The sequence below is a fragment of the Oceanobacter sp. 3_MG-2023 genome (assembly GCF_030688925.1).
Classification (GTDB): domain Bacteria; phylum Pseudomonadota; class Gammaproteobacteria; order Pseudomonadales; family Oceanobacteraceae; genus Oceanobacter.
Genome location: NZ_JAUYVX010000011.1, coordinates 54,349 through 71,540 on the forward strand (window position 1 = coordinate 54,349; position 17,192 = coordinate 71,540).

Sequence of the window (17,192 nt, forward strand, 5' to 3'; positions counted from 1 at the left end):
CCGATCGACTGATCTGTAACAGTATGGCGGTTGCTGACCTTTGGCCAGTGCGTCGGTTGTATCCTGTTGTGGTGTGGCGCAATTGCAGTCTTCTGGCGGCGGTTTGGGTATGCTGCGCGCTGACCGTTTGTGTATTTGACTAGCCTATGCCTGCCTCTCAAAAGATTTTCAAGGTTCGACGCCACTACAACCGCTGGGTAGCGGATCAGACGCTGGAAGATTTTGCCCTGCGTTTTACCGCTCGCAGCGGCCGCCGCATGTCGATCGAACGGGTTGCACAAACCGCGTTGGGGGCCACGGCGTTTCTGGCGCTGGAAGGATTGGCCGCGGCAGTGACGTTGAATTACGGCTTTACCAACACCGTGTACGCCATGCTGGTGGTGTGTCTGCTGTTTTTTATTACCGGTGTGCCAATTACCTACTACGCCGCCAAACACGGGCTGGATATCGATCTGCTGACTCGCGGGGCCGGATTTGGGTATCTGGGGTCAACGGTGACGTCGCTGATTTATGCGATGTTTACCTTTATCTTTTTTGCCATCGAGGCGGTGATTCTGGCGGGTGCCTTACAGGCGTTACTCGGTGTGCCGCTGGCGGTGGGGTATTTTCTGTGTGCGGCGGCGGTCATTCCGATTGTGATCCACGGTATTTCTGCCATCAGCCGGTTCCAGGCTGCCACGCAACTGGTCTGGGTGGTGTTGCAGTGTCTGGCACTGGCGGTGGTGGTGGTGAATGAATCCGGCCAGCTGGACGCCTGGACGCACTTCCATGGCCTGGCGATTGATCAATTGCCCGGCGCAACCGTACCGGGGCCGGGGAACGATACCCTGATTCCCGGGGTAGGGGCTGGCAGCTTTAATATCCTGTTATTTGGCGCGGCCGCGTCGGTGTTTTTTGCTCTGGTACCACAGATCGGCGAGCAGGTGGATTACCTGCGGTTTATGCCCCCAAAAACCCCACACAATGCGCGCCGCTGGTGGTTCTGGTTGATGCTGGCGGGGCCAGGCTGGGTATCGATCGGTATTGTCAAAATGCTGCTGGGATCGTTTCTGGCGTATCTGGCCATTACCCAGGGGGTTGCGTATGAGCTGGCCACCGACCCGACCCATATGTATCAGCGCGTGTTTTTCTATCTGACCCATTCCGAAGGGCTGGCGCTGTTGCTGGCGGCGACCATGGTGATTGTGTCGCAGATGAAAATCAACGTCACCAATGCCTATGCCGGATCGATTGCCTGGTCGAATTTCTTCTCGCGGCTGACGCATTCTCACCCCGGTCGGGTGGTGTGGCTGGTGTTTAATGTCACCATCGCCCTGCTGCTGATGGAATTGGGTATCTATCAGGCATTGGAGGCGGTACTCGGGGTGTTTGCGATTGTGGCGGTAAGCTGGCTGGGATCGCTGGCCGCCGACCTGTTGATCAACAAGCCGCTGGGGCTAAGCCCGGATATTGTGGAATTCAAACGGGCGCATTTATACGACATCAACCCGGTCGGGACGGGTTCAATGCTGCTGGCCACCACTGCCGGTATGCTCAGCTATCTGGGGTTGTTTGGCGAAGTCACGGCGACCTTGAGCCACTTTGTCAGTCTCGGCATCTGTTTTGTTACCGTTCCCCTGATTGCCTGGTGGACTGGCGGCCGTTACTACATTGCCCGTACCTCTCCGGAGCTGGATCTGCTGGTCACGGATATTGCCCCGACCGATTTGTCGCGCTTGCCGGAGGATGTGCGGCATCAGCATGTGCCGACGATCCAGTGCGGCGTGTGTGAAAATCATTTTGAGCAGGAAGACATGAGTTTCTGCCCGGCCTATGGCCTGCCGATCTGTTCACTCTGCTGCACGCTGGATGTGCGCTGTATGGATATCTGCAAGCCGCACGCGCATGTAACCCGTCAGCTGGCTTATTTTTTGTCCAAGTTTGTACCGCCCCGGGTGGTGCGGGTGGTGAATTCCCGCCTGGGTCATTTTGTCAGCCTGCTGTTTATTGTGAACTTGCTGATTGCCGTGCTGCTGGCCGTGGTCTACCGGCAAATGGCACCGGTGACGGCGACAGAAGTCGAGCTGTTGCAACAAACCATGTGGACGCTGTTTTTTGCCCTGATGATTGCTTCCGGGGTACTGGCCTGGCTGTTTTTGCTGGCCCATGAAAGCCGTTTGGTGGCACAGAAAGAGTCCAACCGCCAGACGCGCAAACTGATCACCGAGATTGAGGCGCACCAGGAAACCGACCTGGCATTACAGCAAGCCAAGGAACTGGCAGAGTCGGCCAACGCAGCCAAAAGCCGCTACCTGACCGGTATCAGCCACGAATTACGCACGCCGTTGCAAGCGGTGATTGGTTACGCCCAGTTATTAACCAACAAGGACGATACGCCACCGGGGCACAAGAACGGCCTGGCGATTATCCAGCGCAGCGGCCAGTACCTGACCGACCTGATTGACGGCTTGCTGGATATTTCCCGGATTGAAGCTGGCAAGCTGGATCTGTACCGCTCCCGTGTGGAATTACCCGTATTGCTGGAACAGCTGAACGCCATGTTTGCCATGCAGGCAGAACAGAAAGGCGTGCAGTTCCATGTCAGCGTAAAGGGAACCCTGCCGCAATGGACCATGACGGATGAAAAGCGCCTGCGCCAGATTCTGATCAACCTGCTTTCCAATGCCGTCAAATACACCGTCTGTGGCCGCGTCGATTTTGATATTCGATACCGCAACCAGGTGGCCGAGTTCCGCATCCGGGATACCGGCCCCGGAATCGACGACGAGTCGCTAGAGCGGATTTTTGACCCCTTTGAACGGGTACGCAATCGCGCCACCGCCAACTTGCCGGGTACCGGGTTGGGGCTGACGATCGTCAAGCTGCTGACCGAGATCATGGGCGGCGACCTCAAGGTCGACAGCACCCCCGGCCAGGGGAGCTGCTTTACCGTGGCACTGATGCTGCCCTGGGTGAACCTGCATTCCGACCAGCAACGGCAACAGGCCGAATTGCTGGAGCACAAACGCATCATTGGTTATGAAGGTTTCCAACGCACCATACTGCTGGTGGATGATGACCCGGTCGTACGGGGATTGTTGGCCGACGTACTGGTACCGCTCGGCTTTTTGACACTCGAAGCCCACGATGGAGAGCACTGCCTGGCCATGCTGGACGAACTGGAACAGGCCGGAGAACGGGGGCCGGACTTGTTCCTGATGGACGTTTCCATGCCGGGCATCACCGGCCTTGAAGTTGCTCATCGGTTGCGTACACGTGGCATCTCGGTACCGATTGTGATGCTCTCTGCCGATGCCCAGGAAGGAGACCGCAGCGAATACGACCGCGCGATTTATAACGATTATCTGGTGAAACCGGTGAGCAACAGCCGCTTGTTAAACACCATTGGCACAGTGCTGGATTTATCCTGGACCTGGCAGCATGGCCCCGGTCCGGCGGCAGCAACCGTCAGCCTGCCCACGACCGGCTTGCTGCAGGAACCCCAGGCACCGCCGGTCGGGATTCATGACGCCGCCTCGTTTGGGGTGCTGCAACCCCATCCGCAACTGCGGGAGCTGCAAGCCTATGCCGAAATGGGCTATCGCAAAGGGGTGGTGCAAGAGTTGCAAAGCCTGAAAACATCACCGGCATTAACGGCTCGTCAATTGGCCTGTTTGCAACAACTGGCCGACGGATTTCAGCTGCAGGAACTGGCAGAATTACTGAAAATTGCGCTGGCCGAAACCGACGGAGGAAGCACAGACTCATGAAGCCAACCAGCAGCACAACAGCAGGCGTGGATATGCCGTCGGACATGGTTCTGGTGGTGGATGACTCTCCCGATTCCCTGAGTCTGATCAACGATGCCCTCGAAGGAGCCGGTATCGATGTACTGGTGGCGCTGGAAGGCCGCCAGGCGTTGAGCATTGCCCGCAAAATGAAGCCAGACATGATCCTGATGGATGCCATCATGCCGAATATGGACGGTTTTGAAGCCTGTCGACTGCTCAAAACCGACCCGGCGCTGGCGTCGATTCCGGTGATCTTCATGACCGGCCTGACCGATACCAGCGACATTGTACGAGGGCTGGAAGCCGGTGGTGTCGACTATCTCACCAAACCCATCAACCCCGATGAATTACTGGCGCGGATGCGGGTACATCTGTCTAACGCTCGTTTGACCAGTAGCGCCCAGTCGGCTCTCGACAGCACCGGCCAACACCTGATGACAGTATCGACCCAGGGGGAATTACGCTGGGCCACACCACAAACCTACGCCTTGCTGGCACGCGCCCGAGTTGACGACCTCAGCCAGAAATCCCTGCTGGCACCACAGATTGCCCGCTGGCTGGAACATCACCCTGAACCCGGCAACAGCCTGCGTCTGGACGGCCTTGGTTATCCGCTGGCTGCCAAACTGGTCAACGAACAAGGCAACGGTGAAATGCTGCTGAAGCTGGTCGACGGACAACGCCCGACCGGTGCCGCCATGTTGCGGGAACACCTGAACCTTACCGAACGGGAATCCGAAGTGCTGTACTGGATTGCCAACGGCAAAGCCAACCGCGAAGCCGCTGAAATCCTCAATATGAGCCCACGTACTGTCAACAAACACCTGGAACAGATCTTTACCAAGCTGGGTGTAGAAAACCGCACCGCCGCCGCCGGCGTCGCATTGCGATTACTGGCGGTGGAAGCCTGACAACAGTCATGGCGGTAGTCGTCTTGCACTGTGGTCAATTGCTGGACGTTAACAACGGACTTGAAGATAGAGGCGCCTTGCCTGAACGGCGGGCGGGCCGCCCGCGCTCCCGCGAATGGCGGGTCTCGATGTCGTGGTAGGACTGGTATAGCCGGGGCCACCCGGGCTCCCGTGAATAACGTCTGGCTGTCTGCGCTCTCGCTTTCGTGAATGGCGTTAATGTCTGCGCTCTCGCTTGTGGCCCGGATGGCGCCGGTCTCTGCGGCTATACGTCAAATGACGTATACCTGTGCGTTAATTACCCCATACCTGAATGCAGGGCTTTTCCGAATAATTGACTGGCAGATTACAGAAGAGGGGAGGCCCGTCAGCGGGCGTCACCAGGCCAATAAAAGTAGATTAAAGGAAGCTTCGGTATGACATTCAAAAAGCTGGTTACCGGCGTCGCTCTGGCGGTTGGTGCTACTATGGCAAGCTACAGTGCACTTGCAGCCGACACCATCAAGGTGGGTGTGTTGCATTCGTTGTCTGGCACCATGGCGATTTCAGAAACAACGCTGAAAGACACGGTTCTGATGATGGTGGAAGAGCAAAACAAGAAGGGTGGTTTGTTGGGTAAGCAGCTGGAAGCCGTGGTGGTTGATCCTGCCTCTAACTGGCCTTTGTTTGCTGAAAAAACCCGCGAATTGCTGACCAAAGACGAGGTGGATGTCATCTTCGGTTGCTGGACGTCGGTTTCCCGTAAATCCGTTTTGCCGGTGATTGAAGAGCTGAACGGTCTGATGTTCTACCCGGTGCAGTACGAAGGGGAAGAATCTTCCAAAAACGTATTCTACACTGGCGCTGCGCCAAACCAGCAGGCCATTCCTGCGGTTGATTATCTGATGAATGATCTGGGCGTCAAACGCTGGGTTCTGGCCGGTACCGATTACGTTTATCCCCGTACTACCAACAAGATTCTGGAAGCATATCTGAAGTCCAAGGGTGTCAAGGAATCAGATATCATGATCAATTACACGCCGTTTGGTCATTCTGACTGGCAGTCCATTGTGTCGGATATCAAGAAGTTCGGCAGCAAGGGTAAAAAAGCCGCAGTGGTTTCTACCATTAACGGTGATGCCAACGTGCCTTTCTACAAGGAACTGGGTAACCAGGGCGTTTCGGCTGAAGACATTCCCGTTGTTGCTTTCTCGGTTGGTGAAGAAGAACTGTCCGGTATCGATACCAAGCCTCTGGTGGGTCACCTGGCCGCCTGGAACTACTTCCAGAGCGTGGATAGCGATGAAAACGAAGCCTTTATCGAAAGCTGGCAGAAATTTACCGGTAACGACGAGCGCGTAACCAACGATCCTATGGAAGCGACTTATATCGGTTTCCAAATGTGGACCCAGGCCGTTGCCAAAGCCGGTACCACCGATGTCGACAAGGTTGAACAAGCTTTGATCGGCCAGAAAGCGCCGAACCTGACTGGCGGCATGGCGGTGATGAACAAAAACCACCATCTGAGCAAGCCAGTACTGATCGGTGAGATTCAGGACGATGGCCAGTTCGAAGTTGTCTGGGAAACCGATGGCCTGGTCGCTGGTGATGCCTGGTCCGACTTCCTGCCGGGTTCCAAGGATCTGATTGCCGATTGGACGGCACCTACCAAGTGCGGTAACTACAATACCAAAACCAAAACCTGCTCTGGCCAGAACTACTAGGCCGACGCCGGACCCCCAAGCCCTGCCACTTCTGGCAGGGTATCTGACTACCTGATTCCGCCCGCCGACATTCTGGTTCTTATCTGGACCGGGGTGTCTGTTGGTTTTCCTGATCATCAGACGCGGAGCCTCATTGTGAAAAAACTGTTTATTACCTGCTGCTGCCTGCTCGGCATGCTGGCCGGGCCGGTGTTTGCCGAGTTGGACGACGCGGTACGAGCGCCCGACGCTGAGACAACGCCAGTCGCTGTTGAGCCATCTGAATTAACGACGGTTACGCTGGAAGCTGGCCTGGATGCTGAGGCGCTGGCTCCGGTTGTGACGATCGAGTCATTGCTGCTTGAGTTGACCGAAACCTCGCTGAACAAAACGATCCCGGTGCTGGAGCAACTGCATGACCTGGGCGGCAAGGAGATACTGCCGCTGTTCAAAACCCTGCTCGCCGGGGATCTCTACTACGTGAAAGCAACACGCCAGGTGGTCGGCAAGATCGAGACCAAGGGCGAAACCGAATACAAAGACCCGCTGACCAGTGTTCTGGTCTCAGACCTGGGCAAGCGTGATGTGAAAAAGATTCGGGTAAATAACCGCTTGCGCAACTATTTGAATGGCGTGATAGCCCGGATTCGTTTGTCGTCCGAACGGGCTGAAGTACGCGAGACGGCGGTGAAAAACCTGCTGTCGGAGCTGGATGCCGATACCATCGTGACGATTCAGGCAGCGCGTCAGCATGAAACCGTAGCATCAGTTCAAGAAATCATGGATCTGGCGCTGGCCATGTATCAGCTGGAAAGTTCGACACAACAAGCCGATCAACTGGCGGCCATTGAAGCCATTGGTGGCAGTCTGGAAGGTGATGCCCGCAACGTTCTGCGTTACTTCGCGGATATGGCAACGGATCACAGTGACTACAACCCGGTGGTCAGTAAGGCAGCGGCGAAGGCGCTGGACCGTATTCAGGAACGGGTGGAACTGTACGGTTTTGTTGACCAGTTGTTTTTTGGCCTGAGCCTTGGCTCGGTCTTGCTGCTGGCGGCGATTGGTCTGGCCATTACCTTCGGGGTTATGGGGGTGATCAATATGGCCCATGGTGAAATGATCATGCTGGGGGCTTATACGACGTATGTGATTCAGCTGATCATGCCCAACCTGATCGATTATTCACTGTGGGTGGCGATCCCGGCTGCCTTTATTGTATCGGGTCTGATGGGCGTCCTGATTGAGCGACTGGTCATTCGCCATTTGCACGGTCGCCCATTGGAAACCCTGCTGGCGACTTTCGGGATCAGCCTGATCCTGCAGCAGCTGGTGCGTACGATTTTCTCGCCGCTGAACCGGCAGGTGGCATCTCCTGAGTGGATGAGTGGCTCGGTCGAGATCAACCCGGTGTTGTCGCTGACCCTGAATCGTTTGTACATTCTGGCGTTTGCGTTGTTGGTGTTTTTTGCCCTGCAACTGATCTTGAAGAAAACCAATCTGGGCCTGAATGTTCGGGCGGTCTCGCAGAATCGTTCCATGGCCCGGGCCATGGGGGTGCGCTCCGACCGGGTCGATGCCATGACCTTTGGTCTGGGTTCCGGCATTGCCGGTATTGCCGGGGTGGCGTTGAGCCAGCTGACCAACGTGGGGCCGAACCTGGGCCAGGCGTATATTATTGATTCGTTTATGGTGGTGGTCTTTGGCGGTGTCGGCAATCTGCTCGGCACGCTGGTGGCAGCCTTCTCGCTGGGTATTGCCAACAAGTTTCTGGAACCGGTTACGGGAGCGGTGCTGGCCAGTATCCTGGTGTTGGTCTTTATCATTCTGTTTATCCAGAAACGTCCGAAAGGATTGTTTCCTCAAAAAGGGAGGGCGGCAGAATGAACGCACTTGCTGCTGTATTTCAGACCTTGCTGAAAAACAAGGGTCAGCCTGGTGGCCGGGTCGCCCCCTTTGTGATTCTGCTGCTGGTGGTGACCGTGTTGGCATCGGCGGCCAATTTGCTGGTGCCGGAAACATCGGCATTTCATGTCAGCACCTACACCATTACCTTGCTGGGCAAATACCTCAGCTACGCCATGTTGGCGTTGGCGGTGGATGTGATTTGGGGCTATTGCGGCATTCTCAGTCTTGGCCACGGGGCATTTTTTGCGCTGGGTGGTTATGGCATGGGCATGTACCTGATGCGCCAGATTGGTGATCGCGGGGTTTATGGCAACCCGGAATTACCCGACTTTATGGTGTTCCTCGACTGGAGTGAGTTGCCCTGGTTCTGGCAGGGGATGGATCAGTTCTGGTTTGCCATGCTGATGGCGGTGCTGGTGCCCGGTATTCTGGCGTATGTGTTTGGCTGGTTGGCGTTTCGCTCGCGGGTGACCGGGGTGTATCTGTCGATCATGACCCAGGCGCTGACCTATGCCTTGCTGCTGTCGTTTTTCCGTAACGAAATGGGGTTTGGTGGCAACAATGGCCTGACTGACTTCAAGGATATTCTCGGCTTTGATCTGCAGTCGGACAGTACCCGGGTGGCGCTGTTTCTGATCACGGCATTAATGCTGTCGCTGACACTGATTACCAGTCACTGGATTATGAAGTCGCGGCTTGGCAAGGTGATTGTAGCCATTCGGGATGGCGAATCCCGCGCCCGCTTTATCGGTTATCGCACCGAGCAGTACAAGGTTTGGCTGTTTGTCTATTCCGCAGTGATTGCGGCAATTGCCGGGGCCTTGTATGTGCCTCAGGTGGGTATTATCAACCCCGGAGAGTTTTCCCCCATCAACTCGATTGAGGTGGTGATCTGGGTGGCGGTTGGTGGCCGTGGCACGCTGATTGGTGCGGTTATTGGGGCGTTGCTGGTGAACTACGCCAAGACACGGTTTACGGCCATTATGCCGGATGGCTGGCTGTTTGCACTGGGTGCACTGTTTGTATTGGTAACGCTGTATTTGCCAAAAGGCTTGATGGGTATTTACGGTCAGCTGCAGCAGCGTTTTGCGACTCGACCCGCCGCGCCTGAAGCATCTGCATCCACCGCGGCAACATCAACACCTGCAACGTCAGCAGCGCCAACAACATCAACGTCGGATTCCAGCGGGGTGTCCTCATGAGTGTGATTGAAACAGTTTCCGATCAGGCCCGGGATGCCTTGCGGCCGGATCAGGTCTGGCCCTTTCTGATGCCGAAGCAGCCAGAGGTCAATGTCTCGCAGCAGATGATTCTGTATGTCGAAGGGGTGAACCTCAGCTTTGACGGTTTCAAGGCCTTGAACAACCTCAATCTGTACGTCAACGACGGTGAGTTGCGTTGCCTGATTGGTGCCAACGGGGCCGGTAAAACCACCATGATGGACGTGATTACCGGCAAGACCCAACCGGACTCCGGTACGGTGTATTTTGGCAGCAATCATAATTTGCTGAACCGCTCGGAAGCGGAAATTGCCGAACTGGGCATTGGTCGCAAGTTCCAGAAACCGACGGTGTTTGAAGCACACAGCGTATTCGACAACCTGGAGCTGTCGCTGAAGTCCAACAAGGGGGTGTTGCCCACGCTGTTTGCCCGTCTCAGTCCGACGGAAATCGGTCGTATCGAAGAAGTGCTGGAAATCATCGGCCTGACGGAACAGCGCTCGATGCTGGCCGGTGCCTTGTCCCACGGTCAGAAGCAATGGCTGGAGATCGGCATGTTGCTGATGGCACAACCCCGGCTGCTGCTGGTGGATGAGCCGGTGGCTGGCATGACCCCGCAGGAAACCGAACGCACCGCTGAGTTGCTGACCTCGCTGGCCGGGAAACACACGGTGATTGTGGTGGAACACGATATGGAATTTGTCCGCAGTATTGCCCGAACCGTGACCGTCTTGCACCAGGGAGCCGTTCTGGCCGAAGGCACCATGGACCAGATTCAGAGCAACCGCGACGTGATTGAAGTGTATCTGGGGGAAGAAGCATGATTGCCATTAACAAGGTCAACCAACTGTATGGCGGCACCCAGATTTTGTGGGATCTCGATCTGGCGATTGAGCAAGGCTCCTGTACCTGCATTATGGGGCGTAATGGAGTCGGCAAAACCACACTGCTGAAATGCCTGATGGGACTATTGCCGATTTCGAATGGTGAAATCCTGCTCGACGGTGAGCCGCTGCACAAGAAAAATGCCGAAGCCCGGGCCGTGGCCGGTATTGGTTACGTGCCGCAAGGACGGGATATTTTCCCGATGCTGTCGGTGGAAGAAAACCTGCGGATTGGTCTGCCCATTCGCAAGCAGCGGTTAAAAATGCTGGGGCGTGAGGATGATTCGGCCGAGATTCCGGAAAAAATCTTTACCCTGTTTCCAGTCTTGAAAGAAATGCTGCACCGCCGTGGCGGTGACCTTTCCGGTGGTCAGCAGCAGCAGCTGGCTATCGGGCGGGCACTGGTGATCGAACCCAATGTCCTGATTCTGGATGAACCCAACGAAGGCATTCAGCCCAATATCGTCCGTCAGATTGGCGATGTCATCCTCAAGCTGAACGAAGAGGAAGGGCTGACGGTGATTCTGGTTGAGCAGAAACTCGGTTTTGCGCGTCGGGTCGGTAAAGAGTTCCGGTTGATGGAAAAGGGTCGGGTTGTTGCAAGTGACAAGATGGCCAATTTGAACGATGCCCTGATTCGACAATATCTGGCAGTATGATGGCAAGCACCCCTCGCTTATTGGCATAACAGATCAAGGAGTACGCGGCATGAATATGCCGGTTAAAGAGCCAGCGTCAGCCCCTCCAGCGGAGCCATCCCGCTGGAACGCATCACTGGCGTTAGGCATCAGCCGAACCGCGCGCGGCTCGGTGTTAAAAAGCAACGTCCATCACGGGCCGTTGTATGTGCAAAAGCCGTTTTACCCGGAAGGGCGCGAGCTGGCGCATGTGTATTTGCTGCATCCTCCCGGTGGTATGGTCTCAGGGGATACGCTGGCCATCAGCGCCAGTCTTGGCCCAGCGGCATCAGCGTTGATTACCACTCCTGGTGCCGGTCGGGCCTACAAGGCCCGTGCTGATAAAACCTTGCAACGACAAACCCTTCGCTTTGAACTGGCCGAACAGGCAACACTGGAATGGCTGCCGCTGGAGAGCATTATTTATCCGGGGGCCAATACGCGTCTGGATACCGATGTTTACCTGTCAGCCGGGGCAAGCTATATCGGTTGGGATGTCACCAGTCTGGGATTACCGGCTTCAAGCCAACCGTTCAGCGCCGACAGTTCATTCACCCAGAATCTCAATCTGTTCCGTGATGGTCGGCTGGTGCTGCGAGAACGCCTGGTGGTGGATGGCCAGCAAGGCCTCTACGCCGCCATGACCGGACTGCAATCCATGCCCATCAGCGGCATGATGGTGGCCGGGCCGTTTTTATCGGACGGCAGCCCCGACCAACCCGATGGCCAGGCCTTGCTGACCGAAGAGCATATCCAGCAGTTGCGCGAATTACTGCAACCGGACGGGTCTGGAAAAGCATATCTAACAGGTGTTACTCTTAATCATGATTTTCTGATTATCCGTTATCTTGGTCATTGCTCGGAACAAGGGCGCTCACTGTTTACCCACTGCTGGCAAGAAATCCGCCCGTTGCTGACAGGGCGCAATGCCTGCGCCCCACGAATCTGGGCCACCTGACCGGCGGCTCCAACCTGAATAATACGACCAACATCAAAGAGGTCCGGCATGGAACTACTGCCAAGAGAAAAAGACAAGCTGTTGATATTTACTGCCGCCTTGCTGGCTGAACGACGCCTGAATCGTGGCTTGAAACTGAACTACCCGGAAGCCATGGCCTATATCACCATGGAAATTGTTGAAGGGGCGCGTGACGGTAAAACCGTGGCTGAACTGATGAGTTATGGCAAAACCCTGCTCAGCAGTGATCAGGTGATGGACGGGGTACCTGAGCTGATCCATGAAGTGCAGGTAGAAGCCACCTTTCCGGATGGCACCAAGTTGGTCACTGTGCACGAGCCTATTTGCTAGATTGTCCGGCGGGTGATCCGTCGTGGCCGTCGTCAGTCACCGGGCATACCGGGCTGGCGCAAAGCATCCAGCAAGAACACGTTTAAACCCCATTACAGGGAGACACTCCATGTTTATACCAGGTGAAGTACAAGCTGCCAGCGGCGAAATCGAACTGAACGCTGGCCGTAAAACCCTGACCGTCCGGGTGGAAAACACCGGGGACCGCCCGATTCAGGTTGGCTCCCATTATCATTTTGCCGAAACCAATCCGGCACTCAGCTTTGATCGTGAGGCCGCACTGGGATTCCATCTCAATATTGCTTCTGGAACGGCGGTCCGGTTTGAGCCGGGTCAAGGGCGTGAAGTGGAACTGGTGGAGTTTGCGGGCAAGCGTGAAATCTATGGCTTCCGTGGTGATGTCATGGGCACGTTGCCCGCCGCTGCTGCCGCTGACGAGAGCACCGTCTCGGTAAAAATGGATCGCACCGCTTACGCCCAGATGTTTGGTCCTACCGTGGGCGACAAGGTACGCCTGGGTGATACCGACCTGTGGATCGAAGTGGAGCAGGATTTCACGGTTTATGGTGACGAAGTCAAATTTGGCGGTGGCAAGGTTATCCGTGACGGCATGGGCCAGAGCCAGGCGCTGAATAATCCGCCCGAAGGTGAGCCCGCTATGGATCTGGTGATTACCAACGCACTGGTGCTGGATCATTGGGGGATTGTCAAAGGTGACGTTGGCATCAAGAACGGTCGTATTGTCAAAGTCGGCAAGGCCGGTAATCCGGATATTCAGGACAGTGTCGATATTATCGTTGGCCCCGGTACGGAAGTGATCGCCGGAGAAGGCTCGATCCTGACCGCAGGGGGCATCGATGCCCATATTCACTTTATTTGTCCGCAACAGATTGAAGAAGCATTGATGAGCGGCGTTACCACCATGATCGGTGGTGGTACTGGCCCGGCCACCGGCACCAATGCCACAACCTGTACGCCGGGGCCATGGTATCTGGCCAAAATGATCCAGAGCACTGACGATATGCCGATGAACCTCGGCTTTCTGGGCAAGGGTAACGCCAGCCTGCCAGACGCCCTGGAAGAACAGCTGCAAGCCGGCGCCTGTGGCCTGAAGCTGCATGAAGACTGGGGCACCACCCCTGCGGCCATCGACTGTTGCCTGGGCGTGGCGGAGCAATACGATGTACAGGTGGCGATTCACACCGACACCCTGAATGAATCCGGTTTTGTCGACGACACCATCGGAGCGTTCAAGGATCGGGTGATTCATACCTATCACACCGAAGGTGCCGGGGGCGGTCACGCACCGGATATTATCCGTGCCTGTTCCTACCCGAATGTATTGCCGTCCTCCACCAACCCGACCCGGCCCTATACCGTAAACACGGTGGATGAGCATCTGGACATGCTGATGGTTTGCCACCATCTGGATACCTCGATTCCAGAAGACGTTGCCTTTGCTGATTCACGTATCCGCAAGGAAACCATCGCAGCGGAAGATATCTTTCACGATCGCGGTGCCTTTTCGATGATCTCGTCCGACTCCCAGGCCATGGGACGAGTCGGCGAAGTGGTCACACGCACCTGGCAAACCGCCCATAAAATGAAGCAGCAGTTTGGTTTTCTGGAAGAAGACCAGGCGCAAGGGAATGACAACTTCCGTGCCCGCCGCTATATCGCCAAGTACACCATCAATCCGGCGATTACCCACGGCATCTCCCACGAAGTGGGTTCGATTGAGCCGGGTAAACTGGCGGATCTGGTGTTGTGGAAACCGGCTTTTTTTGGCGTCAAACCTTCCATGATCATCAAGGGCGGCATGATTGCGGCGGCACAAATGGGTGATCCGAACGCGTCGATACCGACTCCACAACCAGTGCATTACCGGCCGATGTTTGGTGCCCATGGTTCGGCGGCGGCCAAAACCTCGTTCACCATGGTGTCCCAGGCGGCGCTGGATAATGGCCTGAAAGAGCAACTGGGCATCAAGCGCGAGCTGGTGGCCTGTAAAAATACCCGCAACATTCGCAAAAGCGATATGGTGCACAACAGCTGGCAGCCGAATATCACCGTCGACCCGCAAACCTATGAAGTGCGTGCCGACGGCGAGCTGCTAACCTGTGAACCGGCAACCGAACTGCCTTTGGCGCAGTTGTATTGCCTGTTCTGAGTGAATTTGGAGAACACAATGCTGGAAGTTTACGAACGCCTTGGCCTTGAGGCCGCCGGCCCGATTTACGCCACGGTTTGCCTGACGCATGAGCAGCGCGACCGTGGGCGTTTACGCCTGGTCAGCACAGACGGTGAAGAAGTGCGGGTGTTTCTGGAACGTGGCAAGCCGCTGCTGGTTGGCGAGTTTCTGAAAACCCAATGCGGCAAAATAGTACAGATTGATGGTGCAACCGAAGCCGTTGCAGAAGCAACGTGTGATGACTGGCGCACTTTTTCCCGGGCCTGTTATCACCTGGGTAATCGCCATGTGAAATTGCAAGTCGGGGAGCGCTGGCTGCGTATTACACCGGATCATGTGTTGGAAGAAATGCTGGTATTACTCGGCCTGACGGTCAGTGCGACCGAGGCCGTTTTTGTGCCGGAATCGGGGGCTTATGCCAACGGCGGTCATGGCGGTCATTCACACGGTCACGACCATGATCACAGTCATGATGACGATCACGACCATTCACAAGGTCACGGCCACTCCCACGGGCATGCCGATGGCCATCATCACTGAAGCGGCCGCCGGGGCCACCTTGAGTGACGCCGGTCTGATCCGCTTGATGCAGCTGTGCTCGGTCAGTTTGCCGGTGGGCGGGTATGCGTTTTCCCACGGCATGGAATACGCCATTGAGGCGGGCTGGATTCGCAACGCCGATCAGGTCAGTCAATGGGTGAGCGAGCAACTGGTATACAGCCTGGCGACCACGGATGTGCCGGTCTTGCGGCGGTGTATGGCCGCCATTGACGCGAATGACCCGGCAGAATTACAGCGCCTGAATGACTTGCTGCTGGCCTGTCGGGAAACCCGTGAATTGCGGCTGACCGATACCGCCATGGGAGAAGCCTTGCACCGTCTGCTGACCAGCCTGAATATGGATCTGCCTTTTGCCAAAGGAGAGCCGGTCAGCTTTGTCTGCCTGTTTGCGCTGGCGGCTGGTGTATGGGGAATTCCTTATCGGTCGGCAGCGCTGGGATTGTTATGGTCCTGGCTGGAAAACCAGATTGCCGCAGCAACCAAGCTGGTGCCTTTGGGGCAAACCCAGGCCCAGCAACTGCTGGGTGCCTTACAGCCGGCGTTACAACAGGCATTGGATCGAGCCGACACCATCGACGACGATGGGATCGGAGCAGGCTTGCCCGCTCTGGCGATTGTCAGTTCTCAACATGAACATATGTACTCACGCCTGTTTCGCTCCTGAACGAGTCGAACGGCGTTAAAAAGACAAGGGGATTTGTATGTCGAAACCAAAACAGACATTACGCGTAGGCGTAGGCGGCCCGGTTGGCTCAGGCAAGACGGCGCTGCTGCGTTCGTTGTGTACCGCGATGCGTGACCATTACGATATTGCCGTGGTGACCAACGATATTTACACCAAGGAAGACGCAAAATTCCTTACCGAAAACGAGGCGCTCAGCTCGGATCGTATTCTTGGGGTTGAAACCGGCGGCTGCCCGCACACCGCCATTCGTGAAGATGCTTCCATGAACCTGGCAGCCATTGACCAGCTGCTGGAGCGCCACGGTGCGCTGGATGTGGTGTTTGTCGAAAGTGGTGGCGATAACCTCAGTGCGACCTTCAGCCCGGAGCTGTCGGACTTGACGATCTACGTGATTGACGTGTCGGCGGGGGACAAGATTCCTCGCAAAGGTGGCCCGGGCATTACCAAATCGGACTTGTTGATCATCAATAAAACCGATCTGGCACCTCTGGTTGGTGCTTCTCTGGAAGTCATGGATCGTGATGCCAGGAAAATGCGTGGCACCCGGCCATTTGTATTCTCCAACCTGAAACAGGCCCAGGGTCTGGATGACATCATTCACTTTATTGTGACCGAAGGCATGCTGGAGCCAAAAGAGATTCCACCTGCCAAAGCAGTGGTGTAAGCGACAATATTGTTTGCACGATGCTGGCGCGACTGAAACATTACACGACGAAAGATTAAGAGATTAAACAACTCTTGTTGAACGAACGACATCAAGGAAACCGCTATGAAACCTATTTTTAAAACTGCCCTCACGGCGTCCATGACTGTTGCGGCGCTGGTGCCAACGGTAGCCATGGCGCATACCGGTCACGAAACCTCGGGTCTGATGGCGGGTCTGAGCCATCCGTTTACCGGGCTGGATCACCTGTTGGCCATGGTGGCAGTCGGTCTGTGGGCAGCCCAAATGGGCGGGAAAGCCATCTGGCAACTGCCATTGGCGTTTATCGCGACCATGGCGTTGGGCGCTGGCCTGTCGATGGCAGGCATGACCGTCCCCTTTGTGGAAAGCGGTATTCTGGCGTCGGTGATCGCCGCCGGTTTGTTGGTGGCTTTTGCAGCCCGCTTTAACCTGCTGCTGTGCACTGCCCTGACGGCGGCCATGGCGATGTTTCACGGTGTTGCTCACGGTGCCGAAATGCCACTTGCGGCCAGCGGTCTGGGCTATATGAGCGGCTTTATGCTGGCTACGCTGGTCTTACATCTGGCTGGTATCGCCCTGATCAAGGCCGGTAAACCTGCACTTACTACCCTGGTGGCTCGTGTTGCGGGTGGTTCTATCGCTGCCGGTGGTCTGGTGCTGGCGGTGATGTAATCACGCCGCTTGTGCTGTTTTCAGGTTCCCATGCCGATCT

The 17,192-nt window shown here is 56.1% G+C and carries 14 protein-coding genes; all 14 read left to right on the forward strand.

What is annotated here, in order from left to right; genetic code table 11:
- Window positions 1-146: 146 nt before the first annotated feature.
- A complete protein-coding gene (locus tag Q8W32_RS11095; protein WP_305414955.1) occupies window positions 147-3,749 on the forward strand; it encodes an ATP-binding protein in 3,603 nt (1,200 codons plus the stop codon).
- A complete protein-coding gene (locus Q8W32_RS11100; RefSeq protein ID WP_303434863.1) occupies window positions 3,746-4,681 on the forward strand; it encodes a response regulator transcription factor in 936 nt (311 codons plus the stop codon). Before Q8W32_RS11095 ends, Q8W32_RS11100 begins: the two co-directional genes overlap by 4 nt.
- A gap of 416 nt (window positions 4,682-5,097) precedes the next feature.
- A complete protein-coding gene (urtA, locus tag Q8W32_RS11105; RefSeq protein ID WP_305414956.1) occupies window positions 5,098-6,384 on the forward strand; it encodes an urea ABC transporter substrate-binding protein in 1,287 nt (428 codons plus the stop codon).
- A gap of 135 nt (window positions 6,385-6,519) precedes the next feature.
- On the forward strand, window positions 6,520-8,247 hold the full coding sequence (gene urtB / locus Q8W32_RS11110; RefSeq protein WP_305414957.1) for an urea ABC transporter permease subunit UrtB: 1,728 nt from the start codon (window positions 6,520-6,522) through the stop codon (window positions 8,245-8,247).
- Window positions 8,244-9,470 carry an urea ABC transporter permease subunit UrtC gene (urtC, locus tag Q8W32_RS11115; RefSeq protein WP_305414959.1) on the forward strand — a complete coding sequence of 409 codons (1,227 nt, stop codon included), beginning with the start codon at window positions 8,244-8,246 and terminating at the stop codon, window positions 9,468-9,470. Before urtB ends, urtC begins: the two co-directional genes overlap by 4 nt.
- Window positions 9,467-10,312, forward strand: a complete 846-nt coding sequence (gene urtD / locus Q8W32_RS11120; RefSeq protein ID WP_305414960.1) for an urea ABC transporter ATP-binding protein UrtD — start codon at window positions 9,467-9,469, stop codon at window positions 10,310-10,312. The genes urtC and urtD overlap by 4 nt, the downstream gene beginning before the upstream one ends.
- The gene (urtE, locus tag Q8W32_RS11125) at window positions 10,309-11,031 is read left to right on the forward strand and encodes an urea ABC transporter ATP-binding subunit UrtE (RefSeq protein ID WP_303433080.1); all 723 of its coding nucleotides are present in this window, start codon (window positions 10,309-10,311) and stop codon (window positions 11,029-11,031) included. The genes urtD and urtE overlap by 4 nt, the downstream gene beginning before the upstream one ends.
- 49 nt (window positions 11,032-11,080) lie before the next feature.
- Window positions 11,081-12,007, forward strand: a complete 927-nt coding sequence (locus Q8W32_RS11130; protein ID WP_305414962.1) for an urease accessory protein UreD — start codon at window positions 11,081-11,083, stop codon at window positions 12,005-12,007.
- A 48-nt stretch (window positions 12,008-12,055) separates the two neighbouring features.
- Window positions 12,056-12,358 carry an urease subunit gamma gene (locus Q8W32_RS11135; RefSeq protein WP_303433078.1) on the forward strand — a complete coding sequence of 101 codons (303 nt, stop codon included), beginning with the start codon at window positions 12,056-12,058 and terminating at the stop codon, window positions 12,356-12,358.
- 109 nt (window positions 12,359-12,467) lie between these two features.
- Window positions 12,468-14,528 (forward strand): urease subunit alpha, encoded by a 2,061-nt coding sequence (gene ureC, locus Q8W32_RS11140; RefSeq protein WP_305414963.1) that lies wholly within the window; start codon window positions 12,468-12,470, stop codon window positions 14,526-14,528.
- Window positions 14,529-14,546: 18 nt separating this feature from the next.
- Entirely contained in the window at window positions 14,547-15,089 is a 543-nt protein-coding gene (ureE, locus tag Q8W32_RS11145) for an urease accessory protein UreE (protein WP_305414964.1), read from the forward strand.
- Entirely contained in the window at window positions 15,019-15,774 is a 756-nt protein-coding gene (locus Q8W32_RS11150; RefSeq protein ID WP_370693682.1) for an urease accessory protein UreF, read from the forward strand. Before ureE ends, Q8W32_RS11150 begins: the two co-directional genes overlap by 71 nt.
- Before the next feature lie 37 nt (window positions 15,775-15,811).
- Window positions 15,812-16,459: an urease accessory protein UreG gene (gene ureG, locus Q8W32_RS11155; RefSeq protein ID WP_303433076.1), complete on the forward strand. Its 648-nt coding sequence runs from the start codon at window positions 15,812-15,814 to the stop codon at window positions 16,457-16,459.
- A gap of 105 nt (window positions 16,460-16,564) precedes the next feature.
- Window positions 16,565-17,152, forward strand: coding sequence for a HupE/UreJ family protein (locus Q8W32_RS11160; RefSeq protein ID WP_305414965.1), 588 nt, complete (start codon window positions 16,565-16,567; stop codon window positions 17,150-17,152).
- The last annotated feature ends 40 nt before the right edge of the window (window positions 17,153-17,192 follow it).

Excerpts from the sequence above, each read along its gene's own strand:
- urtA (WP_305414956.1), top strand. The coding sequence starts at position 5,098 with ATGACATTCAAAAAGCTGGTTACCGGCGTCGCTCTGGCGGTTGGTGCT.
- ureE (WP_305414964.1), top strand. The coding sequence starts at position 14,547 with ATGCTGGAAGTTTACGAACGCCTTGGCCTTGAGGCCGCCGGCCCGATT.
- ureC (WP_305414963.1), top strand. The coding sequence starts at position 12,468 with ATGTTTATACCAGGTGAAGTACAAGCTGCCAGCGGCGAAATCGAACTG.
- Q8W32_RS11095 (WP_305414955.1), top strand. The coding sequence starts at position 147 with ATGCCTGCCTCTCAAAAGATTTTCAAGGTTCGACGCCACTACAACCGC.
- Q8W32_RS11150 (WP_370693682.1), top strand. The coding sequence starts at position 15,019 with ATGATGACGATCACGACCATTCACAAGGTCACGGCCACTCCCACGGGC.
- urtC (WP_305414959.1), top strand. The coding sequence starts at position 8,244 with ATGAACGCACTTGCTGCTGTATTTCAGACCTTGCTGAAAAACAAGGGT.
- Q8W32_RS11135 (WP_303433078.1), top strand. The coding sequence starts at position 12,056 with ATGGAACTACTGCCAAGAGAAAAAGACAAGCTGTTGATATTTACTGCC.
- urtE (WP_303433080.1), top strand. The coding sequence starts at position 10,309 with ATGATTGCCATTAACAAGGTCAACCAACTGTATGGCGGCACCCAGATT.
- Q8W32_RS11130 (WP_305414962.1), top strand. The coding sequence starts at position 11,081 with ATGAATATGCCGGTTAAAGAGCCAGCGTCAGCCCCTCCAGCGGAGCCA.
- urtD (WP_305414960.1), top strand. The coding sequence starts at position 9,467 with ATGAGTGTGATTGAAACAGTTTCCGATCAGGCCCGGGATGCCTTGCGG.
- Q8W32_RS11160 (WP_305414965.1), top strand. The coding sequence starts at position 16,565 with ATGAAACCTATTTTTAAAACTGCCCTCACGGCGTCCATGACTGTTGCG.
- Q8W32_RS11100 (WP_303434863.1), top strand. The coding sequence starts at position 3,746 with ATGAAGCCAACCAGCAGCACAACAGCAGGCGTGGATATGCCGTCGGAC.
- ureG (WP_303433076.1), top strand. The coding sequence starts at position 15,812 with ATGTCGAAACCAAAACAGACATTACGCGTAGGCGTAGGCGGCCCGGTT.